Annotated in this window: 17 protein-coding genes; 12 read left to right on the top strand and 5 right to left on the bottom strand. The window is 65.0% G+C overall.

Annotation, left to right across the window (positions count from 1 at the left end; all coding sequences use genetic code 11):
* The 4 genes from VML93_RS12830 to VML93_RS12845 form a co-directional block, all read right to left on the bottom strand.
* Positions 1-1,099, bottom strand: a 1,099-nt coding sequence (locus VML93_RS12830; RefSeq protein WP_325611080.1) for a class I adenylate-forming enzyme family protein, incomplete at its 3' end; no start/stop codon positions are given.
* Positions 1,099-1,890: an enoyl-CoA hydratase/isomerase family protein gene (locus VML93_RS12835; RefSeq protein WP_325611082.1), complete on the bottom strand. Its 792-nt coding sequence runs from the start codon at positions 1,888-1,890 to the stop codon at positions 1,099-1,101. The genes VML93_RS12830 and VML93_RS12835, both read right to left, overlap by 1 nt.
* A complete protein-coding gene (locus VML93_RS12840; protein WP_325611084.1) occupies positions 1,887-2,699 on the bottom strand; it encodes an enoyl-CoA hydratase/isomerase family protein in 813 nt (270 codons plus the stop codon). Before VML93_RS12840 ends, VML93_RS12835 begins: the two co-directional genes overlap by 4 nt.
* A gap of 21 nt (positions 2,700-2,720) precedes the next feature.
* Entirely contained in the window at positions 2,721-3,542 is an 822-nt protein-coding gene (locus VML93_RS12845; RefSeq protein ID WP_325611085.1) for an enoyl-CoA hydratase/isomerase family protein, read from the bottom strand.
* 129 nt (positions 3,543-3,671) lie between these two features.
* On the opposite strand from VML93_RS12845, the gene VML93_RS12850 reads away from it, so the two are divergent.
* Both VML93_RS12850 and VML93_RS12855 read left to right on the top strand, forming a co-directional pair.
* Positions 3,672-4,346, top strand: a complete 675-nt coding sequence (locus VML93_RS12850; protein ID WP_325611087.1) for a hypothetical protein — start codon at positions 3,672-3,674, stop codon at positions 4,344-4,346.
* Positions 4,343-5,248: an enoyl-CoA hydratase/isomerase family protein gene (locus tag VML93_RS12855; protein ID WP_325611089.1), complete on the top strand. Its 906-nt coding sequence runs from the start codon at positions 4,343-4,345 to the stop codon at positions 5,246-5,248. The genes VML93_RS12850 and VML93_RS12855 overlap by 4 nt, the downstream gene beginning before the upstream one ends.
* Positions 5,249-5,268: 20 nt before the next feature.
* Here VML93_RS12855 and VML93_RS12860 read toward each other — a convergent pair whose 3' ends face one another.
* A complete protein-coding gene (locus VML93_RS12860; RefSeq protein ID WP_325611091.1) occupies positions 5,269-6,051 on the bottom strand; it encodes a TetR/AcrR family transcriptional regulator in 783 nt (260 codons plus the stop codon).
* Between the two features lie 148 nt (positions 6,052-6,199).
* On the opposite strand from VML93_RS12860, the gene VML93_RS12865 reads away from it, so the two are divergent.
* From VML93_RS12865 to VML93_RS12910, 10 genes are all read left to right on the top strand, one after another.
* Positions 6,200-6,997, top strand: a complete 798-nt coding sequence (locus VML93_RS12865; protein WP_325611092.1) for an SDR family NAD(P)-dependent oxidoreductase — start codon at positions 6,200-6,202, stop codon at positions 6,995-6,997.
* A gap of 40 nt (positions 6,998-7,037) precedes the next feature.
* The gene (locus tag VML93_RS12870) at positions 7,038-8,045 is read left to right on the top strand and encodes a dihydrodipicolinate synthase family protein (protein ID WP_325611094.1); all 1,008 of its coding nucleotides are present in this window, start codon (positions 7,038-7,040) and stop codon (positions 8,043-8,045) included.
* 147 nt (positions 8,046-8,192) lie between these two features.
* Positions 8,193-9,029 (top strand): enoyl-CoA hydratase, encoded by an 837-nt coding sequence (locus VML93_RS12875; protein WP_325611104.1) that lies wholly within the window; start codon positions 8,193-8,195, stop codon positions 9,027-9,029.
* 21 nt (positions 9,030-9,050) lie between these two features.
* Positions 9,051-10,253 carry an amidohydrolase family protein gene (locus VML93_RS12880; protein WP_325611096.1) on the top strand — a complete coding sequence of 401 codons (1,203 nt, stop codon included), beginning with the start codon at positions 9,051-9,053 and terminating at the stop codon, positions 10,251-10,253.
* Positions 10,254-10,265: 12 nt separating this feature from the next.
* A complete protein-coding gene (locus tag VML93_RS12885) occupies positions 10,266-11,930 on the top strand; it encodes an acyl-CoA synthetase (protein WP_325611097.1) in 1,665 nt (554 codons plus the stop codon).
* Entirely contained in the window at positions 11,920-12,750 is an 831-nt protein-coding gene (locus VML93_RS12890; RefSeq protein ID WP_325611098.1) for an amidohydrolase family protein, read from the top strand. The genes VML93_RS12885 and VML93_RS12890 overlap by 11 nt, the downstream gene beginning before the upstream one ends.
* 2 nt (positions 12,751-12,752) lie before the next feature.
* A complete protein-coding gene (locus VML93_RS12895; protein WP_325611100.1) occupies positions 12,753-13,817 on the top strand; it encodes an acyl-CoA dehydrogenase family protein in 1,065 nt (354 codons plus the stop codon).
* A 10-nt stretch (positions 13,818-13,827) separates the two neighbouring features.
* Positions 13,828-15,027, top strand: coding sequence for an acyl-CoA dehydrogenase family protein (locus VML93_RS12900; protein ID WP_325611101.1), 1,200 nt, complete (start codon positions 13,828-13,830; stop codon positions 15,025-15,027).
* Between the two features lie 75 nt (positions 15,028-15,102).
* Entirely contained in the window at positions 15,103-15,693 is a 591-nt protein-coding gene (locus VML93_RS12905) for a class I SAM-dependent methyltransferase (protein ID WP_325611105.1), read from the top strand.
* A 53-nt stretch (positions 15,694-15,746) separates the two neighbouring features.
* Positions 15,747-16,247, top strand: a 501-nt coding sequence (locus VML93_RS12910; RefSeq protein WP_325611102.1) for a GNAT family protein, incomplete at its 3' end; no start/stop codon positions are given.

Here is a 16,247-nt window from a genome sequence, read left to right on the forward strand (position 1 = left end):
CCATGTCGGTGGTCCGCATCCATTCCGCCGACGGCCCCCGTTGGCCCGCCTTGACTTCCAGCAGGCCGACCTGATCCGACGCGAGCGGCCTACCGTCCTCGTCGACCACGCGCAGTTGAGAGTCCGGGTTGGCGCGGCCCACGCTGCCGCGTTTGGCAAGCCAGTACCGTTGATAGTCGGCCAGGGTCCAGCCGGCCACACCGCCGCCGAATTCGGTTGCAGCATAAGAGGTCAGAACCGGGATGCCGTACTTGTCGGTGAAGGCGTCGGCGTCGTCGGCCGACAGTGGCGCGGTTCCGCAGGTGACGGCGCGGATGCTTTCCAGGTCGGTGCGCGGCAGGTCGGAGTGCAAGACGGTGCGCAAGGCCGCCGGTACCAGCGAAACGGTGCGGGGCCGGTGTTTGCGCACGGCCGCGGCCCACGCGGTGAGTTCGAATTTGTCCAGCAGCACAAAGGATCTCGCCTCGACGACGCATTGCAGCACCCGGAACACTCCGCCGATGTGTACCAGCGGCGAGTTGACGATCGCGACGCCGTGGCGCAGGGCGGTTGGCATCGGCGCGCGATGCGGATCGCGACCCATCACACTGCGCGCCAGCATGTCGTAGCTGAGGTCGATTCGTTTGGGTGGCCCGGTCGTGCCGCTGGTCAGCATGCGGACCGCGACGCCCGGCCGCGGCGCCGGTCCGGTCCCGCCGGTTTCCGACTCCGCGGGCACGTCGAGGAGGGCCGGAATCGGCGCCGTGTTGGTCCCCGGGGGAACCAGCCTCGCCAGGTCATCCGGTTCACCGACGATCAGCGGCAGTCTCAGCGCGGCGATGTCGGCCCGGGTCCGCTCGTCACCGCGAGACGCGTTGATGGTGACCACGGTTCCGCCGCCCAGCAGCACTCCGAGAAACGCGGCCACCTGACCGGGCCGGTTGCGCAGCAGCATGCCGATCTGCGGGTCGGTATGTTGACAGGTCAATGCGGCGACGTGCCGCGCCGTGGCGGCGACTTGGCTCCACGAGATCCATTGGCCGGCATACTCGATCGCATGCGCGTCGGGCTGCAGGTCCAGCACCTGCGCGATGCGGCGACTGAGCGGGTGATCGGCCATCACCGGATCTTCGGCTCGTTCCTGGCGCCCTCGCCGTCCTGACGCGCGGCCAGTTCGGCCTTACCGAGCGGATTGCCGAGCCGGGTGTAGATCAGCCCCTGCTCCATGGCGGCGCGGTAGGGCTTGTCCAACGACTCCCAGATCGCCTTCACGGTGCCCTGGGTCGCCGAGGGCGGCTTGGCGGCGATCGTCGCCGCGATCTCATGAGCGCGGGTCCACAACTGGTCAGGGGCGACCACCTCGGAGACCAGCCCGATGTGCAGCGCCGTGTCGGCGCTGACACGTTCGTCGTTGCCCATCAGGGCTATCCGCAACGTCTCGCCCAGGCCGATGCGGCGCATCAGCCCCACCGGCTCCAGCGCGCAGACCAGGCCTGCCGAGACGTGTGAATCGAAAAACGTTGCGTCCGTTGAGCAGATGACGACATCGGACTCGTTGACGAAGTAGAACGCGCCGGCCGTGCACATGCCCTGAACGGCGCAGACCACCGGCTTCCACATCTTCTGCCACTTGGGGCTCAGCGCTTCGCCGGGATCCTGGTGGTTCCACACATTTTCGGGCTGACCATACGGCGTCTTGATATCCAGCCCGGCGCTGAACGCGCGGGTGCCGGTTGCCCGCAGCACTACCGCGTGCACCGAGTCGTCGAGCTTGACCATGTGCCAGACCCGGGCCATCTCCTCGCACATGGTGCGGTTGAACGTATTCAGCTGCTCGGGCCGGTTCAGCGTGATGGTGGCGACGTGATCGGTGGCATCGACGTCGAGCAGGATGGTTTCGAAGCTCGTCATCTGCACTGCCAATTCGGTTTGCGCTTTTCCACAAAGGCCCGCGGGCCTTCTTGCGCGTCCTCGGTGCGCAGTACGCGTTCGCGGAAGGTTTCGGCGAGGATCTCGGCTTCGTGCAGAGGCACATTGAGGCCCTTGAGAATGGCCAGCCGGGTTCCCCGGACCGCCAGCGGCGCATTGGAGTTGACGATGTCGGCGATCTCACGGGCCCGGTCGAGCAGACGGTCGTGCTCGACGACTTCGCTGATCAGCCCGAGGTCGTAGGCGCGTTGTGCGCTCATCCGCTCGTGCTTGCCCATCAAGGCCATTCGCAAGGCGATCGAGCGGGGCAACACCCTGGATATCCGCACCAACTCGCGTCCGGCCACCAACCCGATGCTGACGTGCGGATCGAAGAACGTCGCCTGCTCGGATGCGATGACGATGTCGGTAGTGGTAACCCAATCCATCCCGGCGCCGCAGCACAGTCCGTTGACGGCGGTCAGCACCGGCTTGGCCATGGTGCGAAACGGCGGTGTGCCTTCCTGCGGTGCCTCCCACTGGTCGTACGTCGACAGGTACGGCCGTTCGTAGATCACCTTGCCGTCTGCCGGAATGGCTTTGACGTCGGCGCCCGTGCAGAATGCGCGGCCGGTGCCGGTGACGATGAGCAGCCACACGTTGTCGTCGTTCTCGGCCTCGTCGTAGGCGGCCCGGAGTTCGGTGATCATGTGCGGACTGAGTGCGTTGAGCGCGTCCGGACGGTTCAGTGTGATGGTGGCGGTGTGCCCGTCGACTTCGTAGTTGATCGTGTCGAACGAGTCAGTGGCCATCCGTACTTCCCTTCGTAACGGTCATCGGCCTTGAAACTTCGGCGCGCGCCGCTGCCGAAAGGCTTCCAGGCCCTCTTTGAAATCACTTGTCCGACATGACAGTTCCAAGTTATAGAGCTCTTGCGTCATGGCCTGCTGCAGGGTCGCGTGCTGGCTGAAGCTCAAGGCCTGCTTGGCTAATCCGATCGCCACCGTCGGGCCGCCGGCCAGTCGCGCCAGCAGCTCATCGACGGTCTTGTCGAGTTCGGCCCGGCTCACGGCTTGGTGGATCATGCCCCACTCGGCCGCCTCAGTCGCATTGACTTTCTCGCCGAGAAGCAGCATCCGCCGGGCGCGTGCCACGCCAACCAGCCGGGGCAGCAACCAGGTGGCGCCCGAATCCGGGCTGAACCCACGGTCCACGAACGGCGTCCAGAACACGGCGTCGTCGGCGGCCACAGTGAAATCGGCGGCCAGCGCAATACTGCAGCCTAGGCCGACGGCCCGCCCCTGCACGGTGCAGACCACCGGCAGCTGGATGCTGTGCAGGAGCTCGATGACCCGGTGGGCGGCGTGCGGTATCCGCCGGACCAGATCGCCGGTGCGTGGCCGCTGTCCGCCGGCGCTGTTGGTGGCCACCCAATCCACGCCCGCGCAGAAGTCCTCTCCGGCACTCCGGATGTGAATCGCGCGCAACGAGTCGTCGGCGGCGGCGTCGGTCAACGCGCCGACCAACGTCTCGATCATCAACCGGGTCAACGAGTTACGCCGGGATGGGCGATCGAGCGTGACGCGCAGCACCGCGCCGTCCTGGCGTGCTGTCACCGAACCCTCGGCATCGGCCGCGTCGGCCTCCTGACTCACCGTCGAATCCGGCCTTTCTCACCGATACGGGAACCCATACAGTAGGCAATACGATTGCTACGCTGTATAAGTTATCAAGGAAACGCTGCCGACGGAACAACCGGGCGAAACCCCGGGAGAGAGGGTCGCATGGTTGACGGCACCGCAACGCCCGGTGACGCCAGATTCGGCGAGGCTCCCCTCGACCAGACCGTGGCGGCGGCCGGCGCCATGCGTCGCCTCGGCTCGCTGCTGCTCTCGCTGGAACACGACCACCCGACCGTGGACACAATGATCGCGAAGTTCGCCGAGTGGGAAAGCGAGCTGACCGCCGCGGCTCCGCCAGACAGTGCGCCCCGAATCGGTTCGATTCCCGACGATCACCGGCGGATCTATCTCAACCACGCCACCGACATCGGCGCCTATAACCCGTGCTTCCCCGAGTACCGGTTCGAGCGCCTCGATGCCGAGAAAGCCGAAGGCAGGGTGGTCTTCCCGCTGATCTACGAAGGACCACCGGGGCTGGTGCACGGCGGTTTCCTCGGCGTCTTCTTCGACTGCGCCATCCAGCATCACAACTGTGTGACCGGCCTGTCCGGCAAGACGCGGTCATTGGCCGTGACCTTCCGTCGCCCGGCGCCGATACTGGCCGAGCTGCGCTTCGATATCGCGCGGACTCAGATCGACCGCGCCATCACGTCGACGGCGCGGCTGCTGCTCGACGACGAGGTGCTTTGCACGGGCGAGGTGAACACGGTGGCGTCGCGGCCGGAAAACCTGTCCGTATTTCAGTTCGCCAGAAGGCGTAAGGAGTCCAATATATGACCGCCCCGGATGCCGCGGACGATCGCGTGCTTTTCGACGTGGATCCCGACCAGCGAATCGCCACGATCACACTCAACAACACCAAGCAGCGCAACTCCTATGACGCCGCCATGCGCGACGCCATCGCCCGCTGCCTGGATCACGTGGCCGACGACGACGACCTCACCGTGGTGCTGCTGCGCGGAGCCGACGGAGTTTTCAGCACCGGCGCCGACATGAACAACGCCTACGGCTGGTACGGCGCGTCGCGTGCCGAGCCCGACGCCGACGATCGAAAGGCCAACCGCCGGCCCAGCCAGCGTCGACGACTTACTGTGGACCGCAAGTCATTTAGCTTCTACCACAACTTCATGGGCTTCCCCAAGGTGACCGTGGGGGAGATCGCCGGCTACGCCCTTGGCGGCGGGTTCGAGATGGCGCTGATGACCGACATCTCCGTCATCGCGCGCGACACGAAAATCGGCATGCCGGCAACGCGGTTCCTCGGGCCCGCACTCGGCAGCCTGCACATGTTCTTCCATCGACTGGGGCCCGTGCTGGCCCGTCGTATGCTGCTGACCGGTGACGTGATCGAAGCGGGCGAGATCGAACACCTCGGAATCTTCACCGACACCTGCGATCCGGACTCGGTTGCGGCGCGCGCCCGGTACTGGGCCGAGAAGGCCGCGAAGATGCCGGCCGACGGCGTGGTGATCGCCAAGGAAGCCTTCCGCCTGGTCGAGCAGACTCAGGCGTACCACGGTGAGGAAGTCGCGAGCTACCTGTTCCATGCCTTTGGCACCAACCTGCAGTTCGCGCCGGGCGAGTTCAACTTCGTCAAAACCCGCGCGCAGCACGGAACGAAGGAGGCCTTCCGGTTGCGCGATGAGCACTTCCACGTGCCCGAGCCCCCGGAACTCTAAGCACGTTAACCGAATTCGCGTCAGCGCCCCGCGGCCGTCCTGGCTCGCGCCTTGGGCGCAGTCGTCTTCCGGGATGCCGACTTGTTGGCTTTCGATGCCTTTTGAGCTTCGTCGATCAACCGGCCGGCGTGGTCGAGGATGCAGTCGAGCCCGTATTCGAAATTGGTTTCGTCGGGCGCCCCGATGCGGTGCCCCTTCCCGGTCACCTGAGCGATGAGCGGGGTGGTCTGCGGATCTATGGCCACTGCGTCTTCGATGGAGCGTGGCCCGCTGTCCGGCGTCTGGTTCTTCTCGTAGAGTCGCTGCAGCACCACCGAGCCGCGGACGTGCAGCGAAACCGCGGAGTAGGTGTCGAAAGCGTCCTCGGGCGACAGGCCTGCCTCCACCAGATTGGCGATCGCGCGCTCCATCTCCTGCGCGCCCAGCCGCGCCGCCTTGGGGCTGAGCGCCGCGCGAATCAAAATCAGGTCGCACAAAATCGGATTGCCCATGAACGTCTTACGCATCAATCGTGCGTGGTTGCGCAACGTCTCGCGCCAATCGCTGGCTTCCACATACGGGGTGGCGAACACGTACTTGCTCAACGCGCGGTCGGTCATCGCGTTGAGCAGATCGTCCTTCTTGCGGAAGTACCAGTAGATGCTGGTGACACCCACGCCAAGATGTTTGCCAAGCAGCGGCATGCTCAGGTTGTCGATCGACACCTGCTCGGCGAGTTCGAAAGCGCCGCTGATGATGTCATCGGGATTGATGGAACCGCGTTCACGTCGCTGTCGCTTGTCGGCGGTTGCCTGTTTTGCCACTACGGCACCTCCATCAAGATCTGTGCTGCGCCTGCCGCCGGCAGCGGTCAACGCGTTGTCCGTCTGCTACTGTAATACCTATCGTAGGCATTTTGGTAAATACAGCTGGACGGGCGAACATGTCGGGGTTGAAGCCGTCGGGTGAGACATGGATCTAGGGCTGGCCAATGCCACATCGGTGGTGGTCGGTGGCGGTAGCGGTATGGGTTTGGCCACCGCGCGTTGCCTGGCCGACGAAGGCGCCCGGGTGGCGTTAGTCGGCCGCTCAAAGTCCAAGCTGGACAGCGCCGTTACGGATTTGACCGGTCGCGGCAGCCCGGATGTCGTCGGGCTGGTTGCCGACATCCGTGACGCCGGACAGGTCGACAAGGTGTTCGCCGAGCTGGGTAAGCGGTGGGACGGCGAACTCAACGTGCTCGTCAACACGGTCGGGCCGGGAGCGCCGGGCAGCTTCGAGAATCTGACCGACGAGCAGTGGCGCGAGGCCGTCGAAGACGGCGTGATGGGCATGGTGCGCTGCGTCCGTTCAGCACTTCCGCTGCTGCGCAAGGCGGTATGGGCGCGCATAGTCAACTTCTCGGCGCATTCGACGCAGCGGCAAAGCGTAATGCTGCCGGCCTACACCGCCGCCAAGTCGATGCTCACCAGTGTCTCGAAAAACCTGTCGCTATTGCTGGCCAAGGACGAGATCCTGGTCAATGTCGTCTCGCCGGGCAGCATCGCATCCGAGGCGCTCGTCGGCTGGGCGAACTCGGTCGGCGTCGACGGCAACGATCCCTATCGCCTGATGGAAGCTGTCGCCAAGCATTTCGGACATCCGGCGCACATGCCGCGGGCCGGGCTACCGGAAGAGATCGGGCCGGTCGTGGCGTTCCTCGCGTCGCGGCGAAACTCGTATATGACCGGAGCCAACATCAACGTCGACGGCGGTTCGGACTTCACCTGAGTTTCCGGTGAAAACACTTGGCTGACAAGAGGAGTGGAATATGGCGACAGCGAGTGAAGCGCGGACCTGGGCACGCGGGGCATTGCGGGGAATCGGCGACTCCCTGTACACGCCGTTCTGCGGCGAGGACGGCGACGACATCGACTGGGACGCCTACCGGACGCTGGTGCGCTACTGCGTCAGCGACCTCGGGCACCCGATGCTGTGGTGCACCAGCGGACTCGCCGAGTTCTGGTCGTTGACCCTCGACGAGCGAAAGCGCTTGCTAGAGGTTGCAATCGAGGAGGCGCGCAGCGCCAATCCCGATGTCGTCATCCAAGCCTGTACCTCGGCCACGGCGGCCAAGGACTGTCTGGACTTGACGCTGCATGCCCAGGAGGTGGGCGCCGACATCGCTTACATCCAAACGCCGACGATGGAGGCGCACGGCGGCGAAGGAGTGCTGAGGTTCTTCAAGTACATCGCTGCGCGCACCGACATCGCCTTGGGCATGTTCAATTCCCCGTCCTCGGGTTACGTGTTGACCGCGGCCGAAGGCGCGCGGATCTACGACGAGGTGCCCGCGGTGTGTGCCACCAAGGAGGGCGCCTTCCGGCCGCAGAGCAGCCGGATGCTGCACGAGCTGGCGCCGGGTCTGGTGCTGTGGGAATGCGATCGGACCGTCTACCGCGCCGGCTGGCTGCGCGACGGGATCGTCTGTCCGGCACAGTTGGGCACCGCCGGCTATCTATTCGAGACGCCGCAGCGACGGCTGTTCTCCGAGTACTGGGACCTGGTGCTGAGCGACAAGTTGCTCGAGGCCATGGACTACGGGCGGGATTCGGGTCTGGACCAGTTCGACCTCGACGTCGGATCGTGGTGGACGTGCTATCCGGGGCGGGCGGATTACTTCACCCACTGGGGCGGCGCGTTCAAGTACGCCGCCTCGTTGCTCGGCCTGCCGATCGGCGCGTATCCGCACTCCCGGCCTCCGCAGGCGGAGTTGCCGACCGAGGCCAAAACGCAGATCGAGAATGCCTATCGTCGCCTCGGGTTGATCGCGGCCTAGCGGTCGTCCTTCGGCGAGGGGCAAATTCGCTGGTTTGCCCTGCTCGGCGGGGGCGTGGCGGCAGTTGTGGAATGCTGTACCGATAGGTATACAGTATGCGTACAAAGTAACCTGGATTCGGTGGGTCGTGAGGAGGTGCCGCAGCAGATGTCCGGCAGTGACGGCGCCTCCCAGGATGCGGTGCTCTACGAGGCCACTCCGACCGGTGTCGCAATCCTGACGTTCAACCGCCCGGACCGGCTCAACGCCTGGGGTCCCGACATCGCCGCCGCGTTCTACGCCGGCATCGACCGCGCCGAACAGGACCCGGCTATCCGGGTCATCGTGCTGACCGGCCGGGGCAGGGGGTTCTGCGCCGGCGCCTATCTGGGCGCGCCGGGCTCGGCCGACAAGGTCGGCGAAACGATGGAGAAATCGAAGCAGACGAGTCTCGCCGACTTGGTCGGTGAACGTCCGCCCCACTTCGTGACCGCGCTGCGTAAGCCCGTGATCGCGGCGATCAACGGCTCCTGTGTCGGCATCGGTTTGACCCAGGCGCTGATGTGCGATGTCCGGTTTGCCGCCGCCGGGGCGAAGTTCGCCGCCGTGTTCGCGCGCCGCGGACTGATCGGCGAGTTCGGCATCTCATGGATACTTCCGCGCCTGACTACCTTGGGCGTCGCGCTCGACCTGTTGCTCAGCGGCCGCACCTTCCTCGCCGAGGAGGCGGCCGAGTTGGGCCTGGTGAAGGAAGTCGTCGCACCCGAAGAACTGATGCCGCGCGCCCTGAAGTATGCGGAGGACATCGCCCAAAACTGTTCACCGGCTTCGATGGCCGTGATCAAGCAGCAGGTGTACGGCGACGCCACTCGCGATGTCGCGGAAGCCACTTCGCGTGCCGAGGTGCTGCTGCACGAGGCCATGCCGCGACCGGATGTCATCGAGGGCATCACCAGCTTCCTGCAGAAGCGACCGCCACAGTTTCCGTCGCTCACCGATGCTTAGCGGGTATCAGAAAGGACGATCATGACTGACTTGGGTTACAAGGCAATCGATGTCGACAACCACTACTACGAGCCGGTGGACGCCTTTACCCGACATCTGGACAAGAAGTTCCGCAGGCGTGGCGTGCAGATGTACAGCGACGGGCGGCACACCCAGGCGATCATCGGCGACCGGGTCAACCGGTTCATTCCCAACCCCACGTTCGATCCGATCATCGTGCCGGGCTGCCTGGATCTGCTCTTCCGCGGCGAGATCCCCGAGGGCGTGGATCCCGCTTCCCTGATGAAGGTCGAGCGGTTGGCGGAGCACCCGGAGTATCAGGACCGAGACGCCCGCGTCCGGGTGATGGACACCCAGGGCATCGAGACCGTTTTCATGCTGCCGACATTCGGCTGCGGTGTCGAGGAAGCACTCAAGCACGACGTCGACGCGACGATCGCCTCGGTGCACGCATTCAACCTGTGGCTGGATGAGGACTGGGGGTTCGACCGTCCCGATCATCGGATCATCGCCGCGCCGATCATCTCGCTGGCCGATCCGGCCAGGGCCGTCGAGGAACTCGACTACGCGTTGGAGCATGGCGCCAAACTTGTTCTGGTGCGCCCGGCGCCGGTACCGGGAGTGGTCAAGCCGCGCTCGCTCGGCGATCCCAGCCATGACCCGGTCTGGGCCCGATTGGCGGAGGCCGGCGTTCCGGTGGGCTTCCACCTGAGCGACAGCGGCTACCTGCAGGTGTCCGGGATGTGGGGCGGCAAGTCGACTTTCGAGGCCTTCGGCGGATCGGATCCGTTCGAGCAGATACTGGTCGACGACCGCGCGATCCACGACTCGATGGCCTCGATGATCGCGCATGGCGTGTTCACTCGCCATCCGAAACTGAAGGCGGTCAGCATCGAGAACGGTTCGTACTTCGTCTACCGTCTGGTCAAGCGCTTGAAGAAGGCCGCGAACAATCACCCGCGGCTGTTCCCCGAGGACCCGGTGGAGCAGCTCCGCCACAATGTGTGGATCGCCCCATATTACGAGGACGACCTGCCCGCGCTGGCCGATGTGATCGGCGTCGACAAGATCTTGTTCGGTTCTGACTGGCCGCACGGAGAGGGGCTGGAGTCGCCGGTGTCGTTCACCGAGGAGCTCACGGATTTCAGCGAAGCAGATATTCGAAAAATCATGCGCGACAATGCTTTGGACCTGCTCGGCAGCAAAGCCGCAGTGTCGGCCTAGGCGGCCCGGACCGTGAGCGAATGGACCGTCGGGGCGGTGCTCGATGCCATCGCCGACGTCGTTCCCGACCGGCTGATGACGGTCTGCGGAGACCGGCGCAGCACCTTCGCCGAGTCAGCGGTCCGCACCAACAGGCTGGCGAATTACCTCAGCGGCAAGGGGTTTGGGGTCCATCGCGCCCGCGAGACCCTCAACCGCTGGGAATGCGGTCAGGACCGGGTCGCGCTCATCATGTACAACGACCTGTACCCCGACATGGTGATCGGGTGTCTGAAGGCCCGAACCGTGCCGGTCAACGTGAACCACCACTACGCGCCGCCTGAGATCCGCGACCTGCTCGACTACTTGGGCCCGCGCGCCATCATCTATCACCGCTCGCTGGGGGCCAAGTTCGCCGAGGTGCTGCCACCCGACGGTACCGAACTACTGGTGTCGATCGACGACGGCAGCGCGGAACCCGAACTGCCCGGCGCCATCTCGCTGGACGACGTCTTGGCGGCGGGGGGACCCGGCCGCGGCCCGGTGGGGTCACCCGACGACCTGATCATGATGTGTACCGGCGGAACGACGGGACGCCCCAAGGGAGTTCTGTGGCGGCAGAGCGACATGTACGTGGCATCGATGGTGGGCGCCGACCACGACAGCGTCACGCAGATTCACGACAAGGTCCGCAACGGCGGTCCGTCGTGGTTCGCGGTTTCGCCGCTGATGCACGCGGCCGGCATGTGGACCGCGTTCGCGGCGCTGTGCGCCGGCCTGCCGGTGGTGCTCTATGACGACCGCAACAAGCTCGACGTGCGTTCGGTGTGGGCGACGGCCGAGCGCGAGAAGGTTGGCATGCTGACGATGGTCGGCGACGCGTACGCCGGGCCGTTGGTCGCCGAACTGCGGGCACACTCGTACGACTTGTCCGCGCTGAACGCGATCGGCACCGGCGGGGCAGCCACGAATGCGAAATACAAACGGGCACTGATGGAATGCCTGCCGCAGGTCACGATCATCGAAGGCTACGGCTCTTCGGAGACCGGCAATATGGCATTCGGGCACAGCCGTGACGGAAACGCCAGTGAGACCTTCGAGCCCAGGGCCGGCGTGACCGTGGTCTCCGCGGACCGCAACCGCTTCCTGCGACCCGGCGAACAGGAAGTCGGCTGGACCGCCCGGCTGGGCAGGATCCCGCTGGGTTACTTCAACGACGCCGAAGCCACCCAGCGAACCTTTCCGGAGATCGAAGGCCAGCGAGTGGTGATACCGGGCGACCGCGCATCGATCGAAAAGGACGGCAAAATCCGCCTGTTCGGACGTGACTCGCTGGTCGTGAACACCGGTGGCGAAAAGGTGTTCGTCGAAGAGGTCGAGGAAGTACTGCGCGCCCATCCCGGTGTCGCAGACGCCTTGGTGGTAGGGCGCCCCAGCGAGCGGTGGGGCCAAGAGGTCGTGGCGCTCGTCGCGGCCCAGCCGGGCTCTGGCATCACCGAAGACGAGCAGGCCCTCTACAACTTGTGCACTTCGCAACTGGCGCATTTCAAGGCGCCCAAAGAATTCATCTTCGTCGAGCAGATTCAACGCCTCGGCAACGGCAAGCCCAACTACCGATGGGCTAAAAGCACAGTCACACAACCAGTTCCGGCTACCGCATTAGTCTCGTCAGATTCCGAAGGAAGCCATGAACGATAAAGCGATCGACTGCCTGGTCAACGTGCACTTCGGCGAAGCCGAGTCGCAGCCCGGTTGGATGCTGAAGGTTCGCGACGACTATTTCAAAGGCCCGGAGTCCATGTTCGCGCCGGTCGATCTGTCCGAACTGCTGGAGGAGATGGATCAGCTGGGCGTGCAGAAAGCCATCCTGATGGACTCGCTGGTCAACCCGTCCACCACCGCGCGCAAGTTCGTCGAAGCCAAGCCGGAGCGATTCGGCCTGGCGATGGGTGGGGTCAACCTGCTGCGTCCGGTGCGTTCCCTGCGCGAACTGAGTGCCATCGTGGGTGACCTGCCGGTCGCGTATGCCGCAGTGGGACCCAGCTTTTGGGGCGACGGGCAGTATCCGCCCAGTGATGCCGTCTACTATCCGCTCTACGCCAAGTGCGCGGAACTCGACCTCCCGCTGTGCATCAACACCGGTATCCCCGGACCGCCGATTCCCGGTGAAGTGCAGCACCCCATGCATCTCGACCGGGTGTGCGTCCGGTTTCCCGAACTGCGACTGTGCATGATCCACGGAGCCGACCCGTGGTGGGACGTCGCGATCCGATTGATGATCAAGTACGAAAACCTGCGGCTGATGACCTCGGCCTGGTCGCCCAAGCGGCTACCGGAAAGCCTGCTGCACTACATGCGGACACGCGGCCCGCACAAGGTGATCTTCGCCTCGGACTGGCCGGTACTGCGGATGCGCCGGGTGATCCCCGAAGCTCGTGCGCTGGACCTGCCCGCCGAGGTCCTCGACAACTATCTGTACAACAACGCCCAGGAATTCTTCTTCGGACAGGAGCACTGACGATGGACCGCTTCGAACTGCGCCGACAGGACTACAGCCTGTCCGAACACCACGTGGACCTGCAAAACGCCTACAAGCAGTTCTTCAAGACTCACTGCTCGATTGAAACCGTCCGTGCGGCAGAGCCTTCCGGCTTCGACAAGAACCTGTGGGAGCGGTTGTGCGCGATGGGCGCCTCGACGATGGCGTTACCCGAGTCCTGCGGTGGCGACGGTGCGACGCTCGTCGATCTCACCCTGGTGGCCGAAGAGATCGGCCGGGCGCTCGCGCCGGTGCCCTGGATCGACCACGTCTGTGCCGCCCGCCTATTGGCGCGGCTGTCGGCCTTCGGTGCCGACACCGCCGGCGTTGCCGACGGGGAACAACTCGCCGCGCTCGATGCGCGCATCGACAGCGTGCCGGGCACCCGGCTGATTCCGACCGGGTCGATCGCCGATCACATCATCCTGCGGGACGGCGAGGCGATTGTGCGCCTGACCTTCGGCACGCGGCCGGCGAAGGTCGACAACATCGGGAGACTGCCGATGGCGTGGGTGGATCCCGCCGCCGCCGACACCCGCACCGTCGTCGCCGAGGGGCCCGATGCGCTGTTGAGTTATCAACGGGCACTGGATGAGTGGCGATTGCTGACCGCCGCTGCCCTGGTGGGTCTGGTCGAGGAAACGATGACCATCGCGGCAGAGTTCGCCAAGACCCGCTACACGCTGGGGGTGCCTATCTCGACGTTGCAGGGCATTTCGCATCCGTTGGCGAATATGGCCATCACGGTTCAGGGTGGACGCAACCTCGCGCGTCGCGCCGCCTGGTTCCTGGACAACGAACCCGACGAACGACCTGAGCTGGCACCGTCCGCGTTTGTCTTCATGGCCGAGGAAGCCGCCAAGGCGGCGACCATGGCGGTGCATATCCAAGGCGGCCTTGGGGTTTCGGCCGAAGCCGCTGCGACGGCGTATTTGGTGCGGGCCAGGGGCTGGCCCCTGGCGGCCGGTGATCCGGGCGCCACCGCTCAGCGGGTCGCCGAGATCGTGGCCGCCCGTGAGAGTGCGCAACAGGCCGCGCGGGTTTAGGGGCGACGCGATGGATTTCTCCCGTGTCGAATTGTCCGACGAGGACCAGGCGTTCTATGACGAGGCGCGAGGCTTCTTGGCCACGCACATGACCGAAGAGGTCAGGCGCCGCGACCGCGAGACGGGCGACAACTTCGACGAGGGTCTGCACTTGGCGTTCGGTGCCGCAGGCTATTTGGCCGGGGAATGGAAACCAGCCGCCGAAGGCGGCTTCAGCCGGGTGCGGCGGCGTATCTGGGAGCAGGAGAAGCGGCGGGTGCATGTGCCGTGGGTGACCTGGGGGACCACCGCCATGGTGGCGCGGTCGGTGGCGAAGTTCGGCTCGCCCGCACTGCAGGAAGAGGTGATGCCGGGAGTCTTCACCGGCGAGATCCGGCTGTGCCTCGGCTACACCGAGCCCGAAGGCGGCTCCGACATCGCAACCTGCAAGACCCGCGCGGTGCGGGAGGCGGATGGATCAAGCTGGGTCATCAACGGCTCCAAGATGTTCACCACCGGCGCGCACAACTGCCAGTACGTCTTCCTCATCACCAACACGGCGCCGGATTCACCAAAACACAAGAGCCTGACCATGTTCCTGGTCCCGCTGAACTCCCCGGGCATCGAAATCCAGGGCATCCGCACCGTGGACGGCGACCGGACCAACATCGTCTACTACAGCGATGTCCGCGTCGACGACAAGTACCGGCTGGGCGAGGTGCACGGAGGCTGGACGGTGCTGCGCGAGCCGCTCAACACCGAGCACGGCGCGGTCGCCGCGGCACCCGACGGCCTGCAGGACACGTCAATCATGATGCACCAGGCCGGATTCATGGCAGCCGCGGTCGACGAGGCCGCGGCGCGGGTGACGCGGCCCGATCCCGGCGGGCGCCGCCTCCTCGACGATCAGTCGGTCGCGTATCGACTGGGCCGCAGCTTCGCCAGGGTGGAGGCGGCTCTGTCCGCCCCGAACATCTTCGGCCGGGTGGCCATCGCGCAGACGATGCGAGACATCTCCCCGGAGCTGATGGATCTGCTCGGGGCCGCCTCCGCGCTGCCCTACGGAGCCGACGGGGCCGCCGATGACGGCACCGCCGAATACGTCTACCGCTTCGCCCCGTTGGTGGGAATCTACGGCGGCACGCTGGAAGTGTTCCGGAACATGATCGGCCAGTACGCACTCGGCCTGGGCAAGCCCAATTACTCTCCGCCGCTTAAAAAGACGTCCTGATCCTTGTCGACTCACCCCGACTTAGGGTACCCTAACGTAAATACCGTTCGTTGAGGAGCTCCGATGCCGACATTCGTGGGCGCACTGTTGCGTAAGGCGCGCGACCCAGGCCCTTCGCCCTTCCCGCACCAAGCGACGTTCATTCTTGACAATCCCCTCCGCCGAGCGGTGGTGAAACCGGCGCGCATTGTCGACAAGCTCGACCTGACCGGTTCTGAGCATGTGCTGGAAATCGGGCCGGGCCCAGGCTTTTTCAGCGTGGAGATCGCTCGTCGACTCACGGCCGGCCGACTCGACTTGTTCGATATTCAGCCCGAAATGCTGGACAAGGCGCGTCGCCGACTGCAGCGGGCCGGATTCGACGATGTCGGCTTTACCGCCGGACAAGCGGCCGAGGGATTTCCGTACCCGGACAACTCTTTTGACGTCGCTTACCTGGCGGCGGTGATCGGTGAAGTGCCCGACCAGCAGGCATGTGTCCGCGCGCTGCACCGCGTGCTGAAACCGGGCGGGCGGCTGGTCTTCGCCGAGATGTTCCCCGATCCCGATCGGATCAGCGTGCCGGAGTTGCGCGACCTCGCCGAGCCCGAGGGTTTCGAGTTCGTCAATAGGACCGGAAATCGGTTGGAGGACATCGTCACATTCCGCAGTGCCGGCGCCGCCTAAGGGTTGCGGCGATCTCCATATCAGCTGCGCCGGGCCGCGATACGCTGAGAACCATGTCGCAGTCTCCGGTTTCATTCGAACGGTTTCTGCCCAAAGACCAGGCAGCGGCTCTGGCCGAATGGCTGTCGAGCGACGAGTGGCCCTTCCACGCGGGCGACCGATCCTCCGCCGTCGAGATTGAGCGTCAGATCGGTGCGGGTGGCTTTGATCCGCCAGATCGCGAGACGTATTGGATCGTGGACAGCAGTGCCACGAGAATCGGCCTGCTTCAACTCCAGGACCTCGATGATGTCGAGGACGGAGAACCGCAGTTCGACTTGCGCATCCGCAGCACGAACAGGAATCGCGGGGCAGGGAAAGAAGCGGTGCGATGGTTGACCGGCACATTGTTCGAGAGATACCCGGGGCTGCAACGCATCTCAGGTACCACTCGCGGCGACAACATCCCGATGCAGAAGGTCTTTGAAGCTTGCGGGTACATCAGGGAGGGCGTTTTCCGCGAAGCGTGGCGGACAGCCGCCGGCGGACGAATGGACACCCTTTATTACGGCATT

Source organism: Mycobacterium sp., from assembly GCF_035499775.1.
Taxonomy (GTDB): Bacteria; Actinomycetota; Actinomycetes; order Mycobacteriales; family Mycobacteriaceae; genus Mycobacterium.

What these genes read in the sequence shown, in the direction of transcription:
- VML93_RS12835 (WP_325611082.1), bottom strand. Translation starts at nt 1,890, where the DNA reads ATGACGAGCTTCGAAACCATCCTGCTCGACGTCGATGCCACCGATCAC.
- VML93_RS12840 (WP_325611084.1), bottom strand. Translation starts at nt 2,699, where the DNA reads ATGGCCACTGACTCGTTCGACACGATCAACTACGAAGTCGACGGGCAC.
- VML93_RS12850 (WP_325611087.1), top strand. Translation starts at nt 3,672, where the DNA reads ATGGTTGACGGCACCGCAACGCCCGGTGACGCCAGATTCGGCGAGGCT.
- VML93_RS12855 (WP_325611089.1), top strand. Translation starts at nt 4,343, where the DNA reads ATGACCGCCCCGGATGCCGCGGACGATCGCGTGCTTTTCGACGTGGAT.
- VML93_RS12865 (WP_325611092.1), top strand. Translation starts at nt 6,200, where the DNA reads ATGGATCTAGGGCTGGCCAATGCCACATCGGTGGTGGTCGGTGGCGGT.
- VML93_RS12870 (WP_325611094.1), top strand. Translation starts at nt 7,038, where the DNA reads ATGGCGACAGCGAGTGAAGCGCGGACCTGGGCACGCGGGGCATTGCGG.
- VML93_RS12875 (WP_325611104.1), top strand. Translation starts at nt 8,193, where the DNA reads ATGTCCGGCAGTGACGGCGCCTCCCAGGATGCGGTGCTCTACGAGGCC.
- VML93_RS12880 (WP_325611096.1), top strand. Translation starts at nt 9,051, where the DNA reads ATGACTGACTTGGGTTACAAGGCAATCGATGTCGACAACCACTACTAC.
- VML93_RS12890 (WP_325611098.1), top strand. Translation starts at nt 11,920, where the DNA reads ATGAACGATAAAGCGATCGACTGCCTGGTCAACGTGCACTTCGGCGAA.
- VML93_RS12895 (WP_325611100.1), top strand. Translation starts at nt 12,753, where the DNA reads ATGGACCGCTTCGAACTGCGCCGACAGGACTACAGCCTGTCCGAACAC.
- VML93_RS12900 (WP_325611101.1), top strand. Translation starts at nt 13,828, where the DNA reads ATGGATTTCTCCCGTGTCGAATTGTCCGACGAGGACCAGGCGTTCTAT.